The organism is Campylobacter sp. RM5063, assembly GCF_024723655.1.
Lineage (GTDB): Bacteria > Campylobacterota > Campylobacteria > Campylobacterales > Campylobacteraceae > Campylobacter_D > Campylobacter_D lari_D.
Map to the genome: position 1 here is coordinate 1 of NZ_JANQDA010000026.1, position 14,637 is coordinate 14,637.

Annotated in this window: 17 protein-coding genes; 6 read left to right on the forward strand and 11 right to left on the reverse strand. The window is 29.8% G+C overall.

What is annotated here, in order from left to right; translation table 11 throughout:
* From CAMP5063_RS07655 to mnmG, 9 genes are all read right to left on the reverse strand, one after another.
* Nucleotides 1–1,197, reverse strand: a 1,197-nt coding sequence (locus tag CAMP5063_RS07655) for a hypothetical protein (protein ID WP_337195111.1), incomplete at its 3' end; no start/stop codon positions are given.
* 58 nt (nucleotides 1,198–1,255) lie between these two features.
* The gene (fliR, locus tag CAMP5063_RS07660) at nucleotides 1,256–2,026 is read right to left on the reverse strand and encodes a flagellar biosynthetic protein FliR (protein ID WP_133318669.1); all 771 of its coding nucleotides are present in this window, start codon (nucleotides 2,024–2,026) and stop codon (nucleotides 1,256–1,258) included.
* Nucleotides 2,013–2,648: an ABC transporter ATP-binding protein gene (locus tag CAMP5063_RS07665; protein WP_263660843.1), complete on the reverse strand. Its 636-nt coding sequence runs from the start codon at nucleotides 2,646–2,648 to the stop codon at nucleotides 2,013–2,015. Before CAMP5063_RS07665 ends, fliR begins: the two co-directional genes overlap by 14 nt.
* A 2-nt stretch (nucleotides 2,649–2,650) precedes the next feature.
* Entirely contained in the window at nucleotides 2,651–3,727 is a 1,077-nt protein-coding gene (tsf, locus tag CAMP5063_RS07670; RefSeq protein WP_337195112.1) for a translation elongation factor Ts, read from the reverse strand.
* Entirely contained in the window at nucleotides 3,727–4,512 is a 786-nt protein-coding gene (gene rpsB / locus CAMP5063_RS07675) for a 30S ribosomal protein S2 (protein ID WP_220567138.1), read from the reverse strand. The genes tsf and rpsB overlap by 1 nt, the downstream gene beginning before the upstream one ends.
* Nucleotides 4,513–4,685: 173 nt before the next feature.
* On the reverse strand, nucleotides 4,686–5,813 hold the full coding sequence (locus CAMP5063_RS07680) for a c-type cytochrome (protein ID WP_263673481.1): 1,128 nt from the start codon (nucleotides 5,811–5,813) through the stop codon (nucleotides 4,686–4,688).
* Between the two features lie 2 nt (nucleotides 5,814–5,815).
* Complete coding sequence (locus tag CAMP5063_RS07685; RefSeq protein ID WP_220567136.1) at nucleotides 5,816–7,060, reverse strand: cytochrome b; 1,245 nt, start codon at nucleotides 7,058–7,060, stop codon at nucleotides 5,816–5,818.
* 1 nt (nucleotide 7,061) lies between these two features.
* On the reverse strand, nucleotides 7,062–7,565 hold the full coding sequence (gene petA / locus CAMP5063_RS07690) for a ubiquinol-cytochrome c reductase iron-sulfur subunit (RefSeq protein WP_133318665.1): 504 nt from the start codon (nucleotides 7,563–7,565) through the stop codon (nucleotides 7,062–7,064).
* A 165-nt stretch (nucleotides 7,566–7,730) separates the two neighbouring features.
* Complete coding sequence (mnmG, locus tag CAMP5063_RS07695; protein ID WP_263666120.1) at nucleotides 7,731–9,587, reverse strand: tRNA uridine-5-carboxymethylaminomethyl(34) synthesis enzyme MnmG; 1,857 nt, start codon at nucleotides 9,585–9,587, stop codon at nucleotides 7,731–7,733.
* Nucleotides 9,588–9,710: 123 nt separating this feature from the next.
* Here mnmG and ribE point away from each other — a divergent pair, with 123 nt between their 5' ends.
* Genes ribE through CAMP5063_RS07710 form a run of 3 tightly spaced genes read left to right on the forward strand, consistent with a single transcriptional unit; the run spans nucleotide 9,711 to nucleotide 11,159 of the window.
* Entirely contained in the window at nucleotides 9,711–10,319 is a 609-nt protein-coding gene (gene ribE / locus CAMP5063_RS07700) for a riboflavin synthase (protein ID WP_133318663.1), read from the forward strand.
* Nucleotides 10,283–10,951 (forward strand): peptidoglycan editing factor PgeF, encoded by a 669-nt coding sequence (gene pgeF / locus CAMP5063_RS07705; RefSeq protein WP_263666118.1) that lies wholly within the window; start codon nucleotides 10,283–10,285, stop codon nucleotides 10,949–10,951. The genes ribE and pgeF overlap by 37 nt, the downstream gene beginning before the upstream one ends.
* A gap of 1 nt (nucleotide 10,952) precedes the next feature.
* Nucleotides 10,953–11,159 (forward strand): hypothetical protein, encoded by a 207-nt coding sequence (locus tag CAMP5063_RS07710; RefSeq protein ID WP_133318661.1) that lies wholly within the window; start codon nucleotides 10,953–10,955, stop codon nucleotides 11,157–11,159.
* Between the two features lie 2 nt (nucleotides 11,160–11,161).
* Here the strand turns inward: CAMP5063_RS07710 and CAMP5063_RS07715 are convergent, their stop codons facing one another.
* On the reverse strand, nucleotides 11,162–12,385 hold the full coding sequence (locus CAMP5063_RS07715; protein ID WP_337195113.1) for a sensor histidine kinase: 1,224 nt from the start codon (nucleotides 12,383–12,385) through the stop codon (nucleotides 11,162–11,164).
* Nucleotides 12,378–13,043, reverse strand: coding sequence for a two-component system response regulator DccR (gene dccR, locus CAMP5063_RS07720; protein ID WP_133318659.1), 666 nt, complete (start codon nucleotides 13,041–13,043; stop codon nucleotides 12,378–12,380). The genes CAMP5063_RS07715 and dccR overlap by 8 nt, the downstream gene beginning before the upstream one ends.
* Before the next feature lie 129 nt (nucleotides 13,044–13,172).
* On the opposite strand from dccR, the gene CAMP5063_RS07725 reads away from it, so the two are divergent.
* The 3 genes from CAMP5063_RS07725 (at nucleotide 13,173) to CAMP5063_RS07735 (ending at nucleotide 14,633) form a co-directional block, all read left to right on the forward strand.
* The gene (locus tag CAMP5063_RS07725; RefSeq protein ID WP_220567131.1) at nucleotides 13,173–13,760 is read left to right on the forward strand and encodes a bacteriohemerythrin; all 588 of its coding nucleotides are present in this window, start codon (nucleotides 13,173–13,175) and stop codon (nucleotides 13,758–13,760) included.
* 77 nt (nucleotides 13,761–13,837) lie between these two features.
* Entirely contained in the window at nucleotides 13,838–14,401 is a 564-nt protein-coding gene (locus CAMP5063_RS07730) for a bacteriohemerythrin (RefSeq protein ID WP_263659997.1), read from the forward strand.
* Between the two features lie 10 nt (nucleotides 14,402–14,411).
* On the forward strand, nucleotides 14,412–14,633 hold the full coding sequence (locus CAMP5063_RS07735) for a ribbon-helix-helix protein, CopG family (RefSeq protein ID WP_133318656.1): 222 nt from the start codon (nucleotides 14,412–14,414) through the stop codon (nucleotides 14,631–14,633).
* The last annotated feature ends 4 nt before the right edge of the window (nucleotides 14,634–14,637 follow it).

Below are 14,637 nucleotides of genomic sequence, written 5' to 3' on the forward strand. Positions count from 1 at the left end.
ATTTTCCTCTATATTTTCCTCTATATTTTCCTCTATATTTTCCTCTATATTTTCCTCTATATTTTCCTCTATATTTTCCTCTATATTTTCCTCTATATTTTCCTCTATATTTTCCTCTATATTTTCCTCTATATTTTCCTCTAAATCAAAAGCTTGCGTATTTTCATTGTTATCTGTTTCTTGAGTGTCAAAATTTTGCATTAACTCCCCATCAAGACCATTAAATTCTTCATCAAGCTCATCAATAGCGGCCAATTCTTCTTTTATCTTATCTTGAGTACTTAGCTCTTCTTCTTCTAGTTGAAAATCATCTATACTTTCATTTTCAAATATTTCTTCAACCATAGGCTCATTTTCTTCTAAAGCCATTTTTTCTTCTTTTTCCTCACCAATAAATTGAGCATCCTCAGGTAAATCATCAAAGCTCATTTCTTTTTCACCTATCTCTTCAACCATAGGTAATGCATCAAAAGAATCAAATTCAGCGAGGGTTTCTTCTATATTTTCTTCTATATTTTCTTCTATATTTTCTTCTATATTTTCTTCTATATTTTCTTCTATATTTTCTTCTATATTTTCTTCTATATTTTCTTCTATATTTTCTTCTATATTTTCTTTATCTAAGCTATCTGAAAAAACTAAATCATCTTCTGTTTTCTCTTCATCTATTAACTCACTTGCTGCATCAAACATATCATCATTTTTTAATCCATTACCTAAATTCTCTTCAAAAAAATCTTCTTGTAAATTTAAATCATCTTCACTCAAATTTTCTTCATGTTCAGACAAATCAATACCTTCTAAAAGTTCATTTCCATCCAAAGGCATATCTTTACCAACAACTTCCTCATCATCAAAATTTAGTTCATCTTCGCTCAAAGCATCTTTTTGAATATCATCCAAAACCCCATCTCCACTTAGAAGATTTATAAAATCGGTAGGTAAAAACGGTTTATACAAACATTCTATACCTTCTTTTTGTTCTAGGTTTCTAGGTAACAAATAAATCAATCTATCACATTTACTTTTTAAATCATCTAAATCAGCCTCAATATCATGATCTATAATAATTACATCATAAAATCCCTCAAGCTCCTCAATATCCTTGAGCTCCTCAAAATCATAACCTAATTTTTGAACCCCCAAACTAATTAATTTTGAAACAGCTATATTGGAATTTATTAGCAAAACCCTCATTATCATCTCCCAAGAATAAAAAATACATTATTTTAAAACATTTTTAATTATTTAATGCTTATATATTAAAAAATAACAACTCCATATGCTCAAAACTTTTTACTATTAAATTTTTAAAATATTGCATCATAATAAGTAAAATAGCAATAAGAACCGCGAAAGACAAAAATATCTTGATAGGATAACCAACCACTAAAAGATTAAATTGCGGCATAGTTTTCATAAGCATGCCAAAAATCACATCTGATAGCAAAGAAATAGCTAAAACAGGAAAAGCCATAGAAAAACCAAGCACAAAAATATTTACCATAGCTTTATTTAAATAAAGCATTAAATTTTCATGTGGATAAAATCCACCTAAACTAATATATTCCAATGAATTAGATATAAAAAGCAAAATCAAATGATGTCCATCAAAAGCTAAAAATACAAGCAAAGCTAATAAATTTAAAACTTGTGAAATTACAGGAGTATTTGCACCTGTTGTGGGATCCATAACACTAGCCATTGAAAAACCCATAGTAAAAGAAATCTGTTCACCTGCCATTTGCAAAATGGCAAAAGTCATTTGCAAAATCATTCCTGCTATCATCCCAAAAATAACTTCACTTAAAAGATATAAAATAAAAAAAGAATCAGGTGTATTATTTTCAAGTTTAGCTAAAGGGTATAAAAACATTGTTAAAAACATTACCAAAGTTGTTTTTACCACCAAAGGAATACTATTATGAGAAAAAAAAGGGAAAAAAACTATCAACCCACTCATTCTAGCAAACAAAAGCATGAAAATAACTACATTTTCATCACCTAAATATTTAACAAATTCCATGGTTGTTTAAGTGAAAAACCTTATCACATTTTTTAGCAAGCTCTTGATCATGCGTAACAAAAATTAAAGCTGCATTGTTTTCTTTGATATAATCAATCAAAATATCCATTACATTTAAAGCATTTTTAAAATCTAAATTTCCGGTAGCCTCATCTGCAAAAATAATTTTTGGCTTCTTGCTTAAAACCCTAGCTATACTTACTCTTTGCTGTTGTCCACCGCTTAATTTTGTGATTTTTTGATTCATTAAATCTGCAATATCAAGTTTTTTTAATAATTCATAATCAATATTCTGGCCGCTTAAAACACTCGCAAGTTCTATATTTTCAAAAGCCAAAAAACCTTTAAATAAATAATGCATTTGAAAAATAATACCAAAATCTTTTCTACGAATTTCTAGTAAAGCATCATCATCTAAGTCGTATAAATCTTGATTATTATAAAAAACTTTTCCCGATTGAGGTTTTAATAAGGTAGATAAAATATGCAAAAGAGTGGATTTGCCACATCCACTGCTTCCGCATACTGCAATACAATCTTTTGTATTTAAAGTAAAATTTAAATTTTCAAAAAGCGGAATATCAAAACTATGGTTTAAATTTTCCGCTTTTAAAAGTTCCATTTTTAACCAATTTGTGCAGCAACTTCAGCAGCAAAATCTTCAGTTTTCTTTTCTAGGCCCTCACCTACTTCAAAACGAATAAATTCGACTATTTTGATAGTTCCACCTAGTTCCTTTTCTTTATCAGCAATTACTTGTTCGATAGTTTTTTTATCATCCATTACATAAAACTGACCCATTAAAGTAAGTCTGCTATCAAGTTGAGAGTTATCTGCTATAAAACTATTCAACTTACCTGGGATAATATTAGGCCAAATTTTTTCTGGCTTACCTTGTGCTTGAAGTTCAGTCTTAATAGCTTCTTCAGCTGCTTGAATTACCTCTTGAGTTAATTGTTTTCTGCTTGCATATTTTGGAATTTTATGCTCTGGTTTATTAGGATCTTTTAATCTTCTTCTTTCTTCATTTTCTTTTTCTAACTCAGCAACTAAAGCTTTATACTCATTTTCTACAAAATCCATATCAAGCTCTTCATAAGATAAATAACTTGGCTTCATTGCAGCAATATGCATACAAATATGTTTTAAAAATTCTCCACACTTGCTAGCCGTAGCTTCACTATCGCAAGCTGCAGCAATAACTACACCAACACGGCCATTGGTGTGAATATAACCATTTACTATGCCATTAGCACCTGCTTTTAAAGTAGCAAATCTTCTAACAACTAAATTTTCACCAATAGTTGCAATTTGGCTTTTTAAGTACTCTTCAAATTTAACACCATTAATCTCACTTGAATGTAATTCTTCAACATTTTGAAGACTCTTAGCCTGAATATGTGCTGTTGTATCTTTTGTTAAAGCAATAAATTGTTCATTTTTAGCAACAAAATCTGTTTCTGAGTTAATTTCACTTACAGTTGCACATTTAAAATCATCACTTACTTTTACACTTACTAAACCTTCAGCAGCTAAACGATCAGCTTTTTTATCAGCTTTTCCAAGTCCTTTTTCTCTTAAAAGTTGCACTGCTTTTTCAAAATCACCATCTGTATCTTTTAAAGCATTTTTACAATCCATCATACCTGCGCCAGTACTCTCGCGCAGTTCTTTTACCATTTGTGCAGTGATTTCAGCCATTACTCTTTATCTCCTTCAAAATCTTCTTCACTCATAACTTCTTCTAAAACTTCTTTTTTCTCTTCTTCAGAAATAGGCTGCTCTTCGCTAACTTCACCATCTTGCTCTCTTAATGCTTTACCTTCATTGATTGCTTCAGCCATTTCTTGACAGAAAAGTTGAACCGAACGAATTGCATCATCATTTCCTGGAATTGGAAAATCAACTAAATCAGGATCGCAGTTTGTATCTAGTGGAGCAACTACAGGGATTTTTAATCTATTAGCTTCTTGTACTGCAATTTTTTCTTTAACAGTATCAATAACAAAAATCATATCAGGTTGAGTTTTCATATATCTAATACCACCAAGATATGCTAGTAATTTTTCTTTTTTTCTAGTAAGCATTAATGCTTCTTTTTTAGTCAAAAGTTTAATACTTCCATCTTCTTCCATTTTTTCTATAACTTCTAATTTTCTAATTGATTGGCGGATAGTTCCAAAATTTGTCATCATACCACCAAGCCATCTGTGATTTACATAAGGCATACCACATTTTTCAGCATATTCCTTAATCGCTCCACCTGCTTGTTTTTTAGTTCCAACAAATAAAATTGTCTTACCTTCTGCTGCAGCGTCACGAACAATGTTATATGTATATCTAAAATATCTAAGCGTTTTTTGCAAATCAATTACATAAATACCTTTTCTTTCACCAAAAATAAATTTTTTCATTTTTGGATTCCATCTTCTTGTTTGGTGTCCGAAGTGTACACCACACTCTAACAAATCTCTCATGCTTACCATGAAATTCTCCTTGAAATAAAATAATTAGGTTTATTCCTCCGCATTCTTTAACCCATAAGCAACCTAATAAGGAAATTAATGCGTGTGAAATGAAAAAATATTATATCAAATTTTATTTTATATTTAGCTTATTATTGAAGAAAAAGAACGCCACAAGGCGTTCTTTGAGTAAATTAGTGTAGTTTAGACCAAACTGATCTTTTCCAACCTATAGCAAAAATACTTAAGATAGCAAAGAATATCATAATATAAATTCCTGTTTGCTCTCTTTCTTCTTTTTTACTATCACCAACTTTTTCAAGATAACTAATAACTTGAGTTTGTGCTTTTTCATTTAGACCAACTCTTGGCATAGCAGTTCCATGAATTTTCTTTTGAGGTTCATTGATGAAGATTTCAAGATAATGCGTGCCTTTAGAACGAATCATCATAGATAAATCCGGAGGCGTCATACCAAGATAATTTTTTAAATCACTCATATTTGAACTTGAAACAAAACCATCATATTTTACATCATGGCATCTTCCGCAAGCATTTTCAAATGTATGTTTGTTTTTAGCAAAATCAAATTCTTTTGCAATTAAAGCCGTTTTTGCTTGCTCTGAAAGCTCTTGGTTTTTAGCATATTTTTCTTCTAAATCTGCTTTTAATTTTGTATCAAATTCCTTCTCATACTCACTAGCTGTATTTTTAAAGAATGCAATTAAATCTGCTAAATCTTGATTATCTTGTGCTTCATCACCACTTAAAGGATAAGCAGGCATTAAGAATGGATTTTCATCATTAAATTTATGTGAAATTTGCAAAGCCTTAACTGGATCAACAATCAGTGCTGCTAAAAATTTCTCATCATAAATAGCACCCGCATCACTTAAATCAGGAGGTGTTACACCTAAAGAAGAATCTGTAATAGTAGCAGGAATTCCGACGGCTTTCACACCATGACATGCAATACAATTTCCTTCAAAAAGCTCTTTTCCTTTTTGTGCATTACCTTTGCTAAAATCGATTTTTGCGATTTTTTCCCATAATTGCTTGGTAGCTTCTTCTTGGCTTTTAGCAAGCTCTAATGCTTTTTGAGCATTAGCTATAGCTTTTTCACTTCCTGAAGCATTAGCATCTATTGCAGCTTTTTCTTTTAAAGCAACTTCGCCTTTGGTAAATTCTGCATCAGCTTTTGCAAAGTCAAAATTAACTGGAGTTGAAGGAGGATTCATCACTGAATGTGCATAAGGCTCAACCCCCCAATAAACTAAACCTGTGAAAAAGACAACTACAAAAAATATTTTTAATTCTCTCATTATTAGCCCCTTTTTCTTTCCATGATAGTAATAATTGGTAAGACTACTAACAATAATAGTAAAAATACCATAGAAGCATAAAATCCTATCCAAGCATTAATTCCCGTTGGAGGAAGCTTTCCATAAACTGTTAGTACAATTAAATCTATCAATAACACCCAAAACCATACAAAAAACATTGGTCTTTCGTGTGCTGGTTTTACAACATCACTTCTATCAAGCCAAGGTAACAAGAAGAAAATAATTTGTGCTATACCAAACGCTGCAAGACCTATATCAAAAGCTTTAATGCTTCCAACATCAAAGAAAAATCCTCTTAAAACTTCATAACTCCATAAGAAATACCACTCAGGATAAATATGAGGAGGTGTTTTTAAAGAATTTGCTGGGTCAAAGTTAATTGGATCCATTGCGAAATTAAATTTAAAACACACCAAATAGAAGAAGAAAATCATAAATAACGCAATATACATAAAATCTTTAGCTAAAAATCCTGGCCAAAAAGGAATAACTTTAGAACCTTTTGTATCACCTGCTAAATATTTTTCAGCTTCCAAATCAAAATCAATTTCTTCTGAAATTTCATTATTTACATGAGGAATTCTTAAAGAATAAAAGTGGAATGCAATAATTGCTAAAATTACAATAGGTAATAAACACACATGCAGCATAAAAAATCTAGTTAAAGTTGGATCTGATACTGCAAAATCTCCTCTTATCCAAATAACTAATGCATCACCTATAAAAGGAATTCCGCCAAAAAGCTGAGTAATAACTTGAGCAGCCCAAAAACTCATCTGTCCCCAAGGTAACATATACCCACTAAATGCTTCTGCTGAAAATACAACAAACAAAAGCATACCGCTAATCCAAATCATCTCACGACCCTTTTTATAAGAGCCATAATAAATTCCCGTTAACATATGGATATATATGATTAAAAACACAACTGAAGCAGCCACACCATGCATATGACGCCAAAGCCAACCATACTCTACTTCTTGCATGATAGTTTTATTAACACTATCAAAAGCCAAAGCCACATCTGGCTTATAATACATTACTAAAAATAGACCTGAAATAAATAAAATAGCAAAAAGAGTTGTCAAGATAACACCCATTGCCCATAAGAAGTTAATTTGTTTTGGTATCCAATACTGAGCCATTAAAACATTAAAAAGCTTATTTACAGCTAATCTTTGATCAAGCCAATCTATAATACCACTAGCTTTTTTTATCTGTGCCATATCAAGCCTCCGCAATCATTTTTTTATATTCTGGACCTTCTTCACCTAACACTAATTTAGTTCCATCAATTCTAAAAGGAGGAATGTCCAAAGGTCTTGGAGGAGGACCAAATACATTTTTACCACTAGTGTCAAATTCGCCACCGTGGCATGCGCACTTAAACAATTTCTCACTTGGAGCATAAGCTGGAATACAGCCTAAATGCGTGCAAAGACCAATAACTACAGTATATGCAACATCACCTACAATAACATCCCTACTGCTATCTTTTGCCATATCCGCATCTTTTTTTAAGATAAATATAGGCTTTTTACGCCACTCGATTGTTCTTAATTCGCCTTCTTTCATACCAGAAAGATCTACGGTAGTAATACCTGCTGCTTTTACACTTGGGAGCGGATCCCATGTTTTTTTCATTGCAACTAATGAAAAAGCACCACCCACAGCAGCTACCGTTCCAAAGGCAAAGCCCATAAAGCTTCGTCTACTTTCAGATGTAGCCATTTTACTTCCTTTGTTTTGATTTATTTGTTGTAAAGTATAGCAGTTTATCTAAAAAATAATAAATTTTTTCTTTATATAAAAAAGCTTTATTTAAGATATGCAAGTATTTATTTAAAATAACAGAAGTGTATTTATTTTCAAATCAAAACAATAGATAAGTTAATATCATCTATTGTTTTTCATTTTGATATAAATATGCAAAATATCTAAAGCAGCAGGGGTGATACCACTAATTTGCGAAGCAGCAAAAATAGTTGGCGGATTAAATTTTTGCAGTTTTTCCACCACTTCATTACTCAAACCACTTACACTTTTAAAGTCAAAATTTTCAGGAATTTTTAAGTCATTTAAGTTTTTCATTTTTTCTATTTGTGCTTTTTGCATTGCTATATAATGATAATATTTTGCTTCATTTAAAATTTCATTTAAAGAATACTCATCCATTTTTGCAAACATTTCATCTAGAGCTTTTAATTTTTCTATATTAAAACTCGCTCTTGCAACAATTTTTTGCAAACTTACTATTGAGGTAATTTTTTCTTCTTTAATGCTTTGTAAAAATTCATTATTTTGATTGCTTGGTGTCCATGTAGTTTGAAGTAAAAACTCAAGTCCTTTCCTAACATTTTGCTTTATATTCTCAATATATGCATAGTCCTCTTGACTTAAAAGTTTAAAATTATGTCCATATTCTCCAAGTCTTAAAATAGCATTTTCTTCTCTTAAGAGCAGTCTATATTCAGCTCTTGAAGTAAACATTCTATAAGGCTCTTTTGTGCCTTTCATTACTAAATCATCGATTAATACCCCTATATAAGCCTCATCGCGTCTTAATACAAAAGGCTCTTTTTCATCAATTGCTAAAACCGCGTTCACTCCTGCCATAAAACCTTGTGCAGCTGCTTCTTCATAACCAGTAGTTCCGTTAATTTGCCCAGCACAATACAAATTTTTAATCTTTTTAGTTTCTAAAGTATGTTTTAACTCCGTTGGATCAATATAATCATACTCTATGGCATAACCAAAACGCGTGATTTTAGCATTTTCAAAACCTTTTATACTTCTTAACATCGCAATTTGCACTTCATAAGGAAGTGAAGTAGAAAAGCCATTAATATAATATTCAGTAGCATCTTTAGTTTGTGGCTCTATAAATAAATGATGACTTTCTTTATCACCAAAACGATTAATCTTATCTTCTATGGAAGGACAATATCTTGGACCTATACCTTCAATTTGTCCTGTAAAAAGCGGAGCGCGGTAAAAGTTACTTTTTATAATCTCATGTGTTTTTAAATTTGTTCTTGCTATATAACATGGAAGTTGATTAGGCTTGAAGTTTTTTGTTTTAAAACTAAAGGCCTTAGGGTTTTCATCTCCAGGTTGAATTTCTAAAACACTAAAATCAATACTTTTAGCATCTACTCTTGGACAAGTTCCTGTTTTTAACCTCCCTACTTTTAAACCACTTTGTTTTAAATACTCACCCAAATTTACAGACGCAAGCTCACCTACCCTACCTGCTTGAAGCTTAGTTTCACCTATATGGATAAGTCCATTTAAAAAAGTTCCTGTTGTAAGTATGATTTTTTTAGCAAAATATGTATTTTCTAAATTAGTTTTAACGCCCTTAACCTCGTCATTTTCTATAAGTAAAGACAAAGCTTGCTCTTGAGAGATTTCTAAATTTTCAAGTTTTAAAAGCTTATTTCTAGCACAAATTCTATAAGCGTCCATATCAATTTGCGCTCTACTTCCACGCACTGCAACACCTTTGCTTTCATTTAAAATTCTAAATTGAATTCCAGCCTCATCGGTAATTTGTCCCATAAGTCCGCCCATAGCATCAAGCTCTTTTACCAAATGTCCTTTTGCTAAGCCGCCTATAGCAGGATTACAACTTGCAGCACCAATTTGCTCGATTAAAGTAGTTAAAAGTAAAGTTTTTTTGCCCATTCTAGCGGCAGCAGCACTAGCCTCAACTCCAGCATGCCCGCCACCTATTACGATTATATCATACATATTTTGACCTCATTTTTATAAAAAAGGCAAAAATTATATAATATTTTTTAAAATAAAACACTAAAAATACTTTTTGAAATTTAAAAGTTTTAGATAAAATCTCATAAAAATTAAAGGTATTGAATGTTTAATGGATTAATCCGCGAATTAGCCTTTGTCAAATCATATCAAAACAACACTTTAAGATTAAAAGCAAGTTACAAACCAAAACTAGGCGATAGTATAGCAGTTAATGGTGCGTGCTTGAGCGTAACAAAACTTTTTGATGATGGCTTTAATCTTGAACTTTCTTATGAAACAAGAACTCACATAGCTATTGAAAATTTAAAAGACTATGTGCATATTGAACCTGCATTAGCTTATGGCGATAGAATAGATGGGCATTTAATGCAAGGACACATTGATGGTATTGGTGAAATTACTAATATTTCTAAAAAAGAAAACGGAGTTGATTTTTATATTAAATGCCCTGATAATATACAAATTTATATGGCAAATAAAGCAAGCGTAGCTATAGATGGAGTAAGTTTAACTATCAATGAAGTTTTAAAAGATAGTATTCGTTTGACTATTATTCCTATAACCTTTAATGAAACCTTGTTTAAAAATTACACCATAGGAAGACGCGTCAATATAGAAAGTGATCTTTTAGCAAGATATATACACAGACAATTAAATTATAAAAAAGAAATTTCATGGCAACAAATAGACAAGATTACATCACTTTATTAGAAAATGATTTCGCAAAAGCTTTTGTAGCCTTTGATCAAGATTATAATATTTTTAGAGCAAAAATTTGTAATAATATTTTTCCTCGGGAAAATTCTATAAAAAAGTGCGTATTTTTAAATCAAATTCATTCTAATATCATCACTCAGTATAATAAAAATTTTCATTTTAACGCCGATGGGATGATTAGCAATGAAAAAAATATAGCTTTGTGTATTTTAAGTGCTGATTGCTTGCCTTTGCTTTTATATGATGATAAAAATAAAACCATAGCAGCTTTGCATTCAGGCAGAAAAGGTTGTTTTGAAAATATCTTAAAAGAAGCTGTTTTGAAAATGCAAGAAAGTTTTAACACTCAAACCAAGAATTTAAAACTCATCATTTCAGCAGGAATTTGTGCTAAAAATTATGAAATTAATGGCGAGGTTTTAAACCACAGCAAAGAAAATTTTGCACATTTTTTACATAAAAATAAGCTTGATTTAAAAGCATTAGTTAAATTTCAAGCAAAAGAATTAGGTATTAATGATATTTTTGATATCAATCTTTGCACCTTTGATGATGAGAGATTTTTTTCTTATAGAAAAAATCAAACTCCAAAGCGCATTGTTAGCGTGATTTTTTTAAAGGATTAAAATGTATGAAGTAAAAAATCTACTTGCTTTAAAAATTCTACAAAAAGCTAGAGAATTTGGTGATAATGACTTAAGCAATGAACTTTTAATCACTCAAATGCTAAATCATACCCCACAAACTCTAAATCAAAACGATACTAAAAATTTAAATGAATTTATCACAACGCTTATAAATGCCAAAGAAAAAGCTAAAATGAGCAATAAATAATTTTAATTTTTCCAAGTTAAAATAAATTTTGTTCCTTTCTTTAACTCACTTTCTACTTTTATTTTTATATTATGTTCTTTACAAATTTTATCTACCAAAGAAAGTCCTATACCAAAACCACCTTGATTTTCATTAAATCTTGAATAACGCTCAAAAATATTAGCCAAATTTTCCTTTGCTATGCCACAACCACTATCTGCTATTATAAGTTTTTGCTCTAAAAGTGCTATTTTAATATGTCCATTTTTTATATTATATTTTATAGCGTTATTAACAAGATTATCAAACATTTTAAAAAATTGCTCTTTATTAGCATAAATTTTTCCATCATTTTCCAAGCTAAGCTCTAAGTCGATATTTTTTTGCTCTAAAAATATCTTAAAATACTCCATTCTTTCTTTAATCAAATTTTTTAAAAATATCCAATCTTTTTTTGCTTCATAAGCTTGAGAAAAATTTAAAAAAGTTAAATCTGAATACAAATGACTCAAAGTCAAAGCAGCTATTTTCACACGCTTTAAAGCTTTAATTTCTTCAAAATTCTTTTTTCTTTCTAAACTCTCTACACTCATTAATATTGCACTAATTGGGGTATTAATCTCATGAGTGGTATCTTTTATAAAATTATTTAAAAACCTTATTCTTGCTTCTAAAGGTTTGAGTGCAAATTTAAGTATTAAATATCCTACTAAACTAACAAAAATCAAAGAAAATACCATAGCTAAAGCAACTTTAAATCTTATAAATCCAAGTTCTTTAGAAATATCATCACCTTGTATTAAAACTCTTAAACGATTTACATCTCCTAATATTTCTAAAGCACTTTGATTTTGATTATCAGCAAGTAACAAGCTATTTAAATTTATATCAGCTACATAAATCAAAGTGTTATTGTTATAAATATTCGCATTATTTGATTTAAAAAAAGTTGTTTGAGCAGGTAAATCAAGATTAGAAAAATAAACCTTAGTTCTATCAAATATTGCAAATTTTATATTGGAAATTTGAGCTATTTTCTTAGCACTTTTTTCTATGGGCTCAAAACGCGATTTTTCCATTTGCAAAATCACAAAACGATGTTCTTGTCTTAGCTTTATGCTATATTCGCTTATTAAATCTTCTATTAACTTAGCATACCATATACCAAAAAGCACTACAAGAATACTTCCTACACTTACTAAATACAAAGAAAGAATTTGCCATGCAACGCGCTTGGCTTCATGCATAACAATACCCTCTTCCTCTTTGATTGATAATGCTTTCTTTTCCTAAAATTTTTCGTAAATTTTTCACATAAGCTCTCAGACTAAGCTCACTTGGCTCTTGATCATATTCCCAAATTTCTTCAAAAATATAAGCAGTATCTATAAATTTACCTTTATTTTTCAAAAGTAATGATAAAAGTTTTAATTCTTTTAAGGGTAAAGACAATGGCTTATCGTTTTGATATAAAGTTTGCGATATAAAAGCAAATTTAAAACCATTTCCCAAGTCCTCATAATCTTCATTTTTATGCGCAAAAGAACGCTTTAAAATAGCATTAATCCTTATTTTTAACTCCTGCAATTCAAAAGGCTTTTTGATATAATCATCACAACCACATTCAAATCCTTGTTGTAAATCCATAGTAGTATTTAAAGAGGTCATAAAAATAGCTGGGGTATATCTACCTGCTTCTCTTAAATTTTTAAGCACACTAAAACCATCTCCTAAAGGGACTTTTACATCCAAAATCCATAAATCAAAATTTTTCTCATAAGCTTTATCTTGTGCATCTTGAGCATTATCCACCAAAACCACTTCAAAGCCTTCTTCTTCTAAAAACTCACTAACAATTTCCCCTAAGTTAATATCATCTTCTAGTAAAAGAATTTGCGTAGCCATTTTAAGCCTTTTATGCTATTTTAATTTGGATTATTATATTTTTTTTATGTAAATTTAGTGTGAATTTAGCATATTTAAAGGCAAGTATTTATAAAATATTAACTATTTTATTGAATTTAGGATTTTATTATGTTGCCAAATTGGGATCAAAAATATAGTATTAATAATGAAAAAATTGACGAACAACATAAAAAACTTTTTGAACTTGCTGCCAAAGTGGAAGAAATTTCAGATAGGCCAGTTTATCAAGTCGAGCTTAAAAAGATAGTTGCTGAATTTTTTCACTATATTAAAATTCATTTTCAAGATGAAGAATCCTATATGGCTGAGATTAATTACCCTTATCTAAATCAACACAAACTCATGCATAAACAAATCACAAAATCCATGATAAAACTCATACAAAGTATAAAAAGTACAAATGATTTAAAAGAAAAATTATATATAGTAGTTAATTCATGGTTGATAGAACACATCATTCAGCATGATATGATGATAGAACATTGGCGTCAAAACACCCAAGCAAAGAATTCTTCAGATACTTTTGAAGAAGAAGCTCCAAAACCAAAAAAATTCTTATATCAATGTCAATGCGAAGGAAAAACACACAAGGTTCCTTATGATATTCATTTAAAAATGCAATATTCTAAAGTGCAGTTTAAATGTAAAGAATGCTCTGCGAATTTAATACAATACAAAGAAAAAATAGAAATCTAATAAAAATTAATAATAATTTAAAATATAGTAAACTATAATGCTTATAAAACTCTTCTAAATATAAACAAGGAGCTAACATGCTACCAAAATGGTGTAGTAAATATAGTATCCATAATGAAGAAATTGACAGACAGCATAAAAAACTTTTTGAACTTGCTGCAAATGTCGAGATGATTTCAGATAAACCTGTCCATAAAGGACAAATTAAATTTTTACTTGCAGATTTTTTTAATTATATGAAAGAACATTTTGCCGAAGAAGAAAAATACATGGCAAAAATAGGTTATCCTGAACTTTCTAACCATCAAAAAATTCACAAAAGTATCATCCAATCTATGATTGATTTAATTCAAAATCTCAAAAGCACAAATGATCTCAAAGAAAAACTTAATGTCATTGCATCAAAATGGCTTTTAGAACATATTTTAAGAGAAGATATGAAGATAGAAAAATGGCATCAAGCACAACTAAATAAAAATGCCAATACTACAACTTTTCAAGAAAATCAAGAAATTTATGAATATATTTGCTCTTGTGTAAATAAAATTCACAAAGTTCCTTGCGAAATTCACCAAAAAATTCAATTAAACAATGCAAGTTACAAATGTAAAACTTGTCAAGAAGCTATCAAACTAAAATAAAGGTTATAAAATGAATAAACGCTACACTTTAACTCTTCCATTAGAGCTTTATGAACGCTTAAATCAAACTGCGAAATTTTCTAAAAAGAAAAAAGCTGAAATTTTACGCAATGCTTTAGAAAATTATCTTGATGAAATAGAAGACTTTGCTCCAGCCATAGAAGCTTTAGAAGATTTAAAAGATGGAGATAGTAAAAAATTAGATAACATTATAAAAAAATTAAAATGTTAACCCC

Coding starts and splice junctions, on each gene's coding strand:
- ribE (WP_133318663.1), top strand. CDS start 9,711: ATGTTTAATGGATTAATCCGCGAATTAGCCTTTGTCAAATCATATCAA.
- dccR (WP_133318659.1), bottom strand. CDS start 13,043: ATGGCTACGCAAATTCTTTTACTAGAAGATGATATTAACTTAGGGGAA.
- CAMP5063_RS07685 (WP_220567136.1), bottom strand. CDS start 7,060: ATGGCACAGATAAAAAAAGCTAGTGGTATTATAGATTGGCTTGATCAA.
- CAMP5063_RS07715 (WP_337195113.1), bottom strand. CDS start 12,385: ATGCATGAAGCCAAGCGCGTTGCATGGCAAATTCTTTCTTTGTATTTA.
- rpsB (WP_220567138.1), bottom strand. CDS start 4,512: ATGGTAAGCATGAGAGATTTGTTAGAGTGTGGTGTACACTTCGGACAC.
- tsf (WP_337195112.1), bottom strand. CDS start 3,727: ATGGCTGAAATCACTGCACAAATGGTAAAAGAACTGCGCGAGAGTACT.
- CAMP5063_RS07680 (WP_263673481.1), bottom strand. CDS start 5,813: ATGAGAGAATTAAAAATATTTTTTGTAGTTGTCTTTTTCACAGGTTTA.
- CAMP5063_RS07730 (WP_263659997.1), top strand. CDS start 13,838: ATGCTACCAAAATGGTGTAGTAAATATAGTATCCATAATGAAGAAATT.
- pgeF (WP_263666118.1), top strand. CDS start 10,283: ATGGCAACAAATAGACAAGATTACATCACTTTATTAGAAAATGATTTC.
- CAMP5063_RS07725 (WP_220567131.1), top strand. CDS start 13,173: ATGTTGCCAAATTGGGATCAAAAATATAGTATTAATAATGAAAAAATT.
- mnmG (WP_263666120.1), bottom strand. CDS start 9,587: ATGTATGATATAATCGTAATAGGTGGCGGGCATGCTGGAGTTGAGGCT.
- petA (WP_133318665.1), bottom strand. CDS start 7,565: ATGGCTACATCTGAAAGTAGACGAAGCTTTATGGGCTTTGCCTTTGGA.
- CAMP5063_RS07735 (WP_133318656.1), top strand. CDS start 14,412: ATGAATAAACGCTACACTTTAACTCTTCCATTAGAGCTTTATGAACGC.
- CAMP5063_RS07710 (WP_133318661.1), top strand. CDS start 10,953: ATGTATGAAGTAAAAAATCTACTTGCTTTAAAAATTCTACAAAAAGCT.
- fliR (WP_133318669.1), bottom strand. CDS start 2,026: ATGGAATTTGTTAAATATTTAGGTGATGAAAATGTAGTTATTTTCATG.
- CAMP5063_RS07665 (WP_263660843.1), bottom strand. CDS start 2,648: ATGGAACTTTTAAAAGCGGAAAATTTAAACCATAGTTTTGATATTCCG.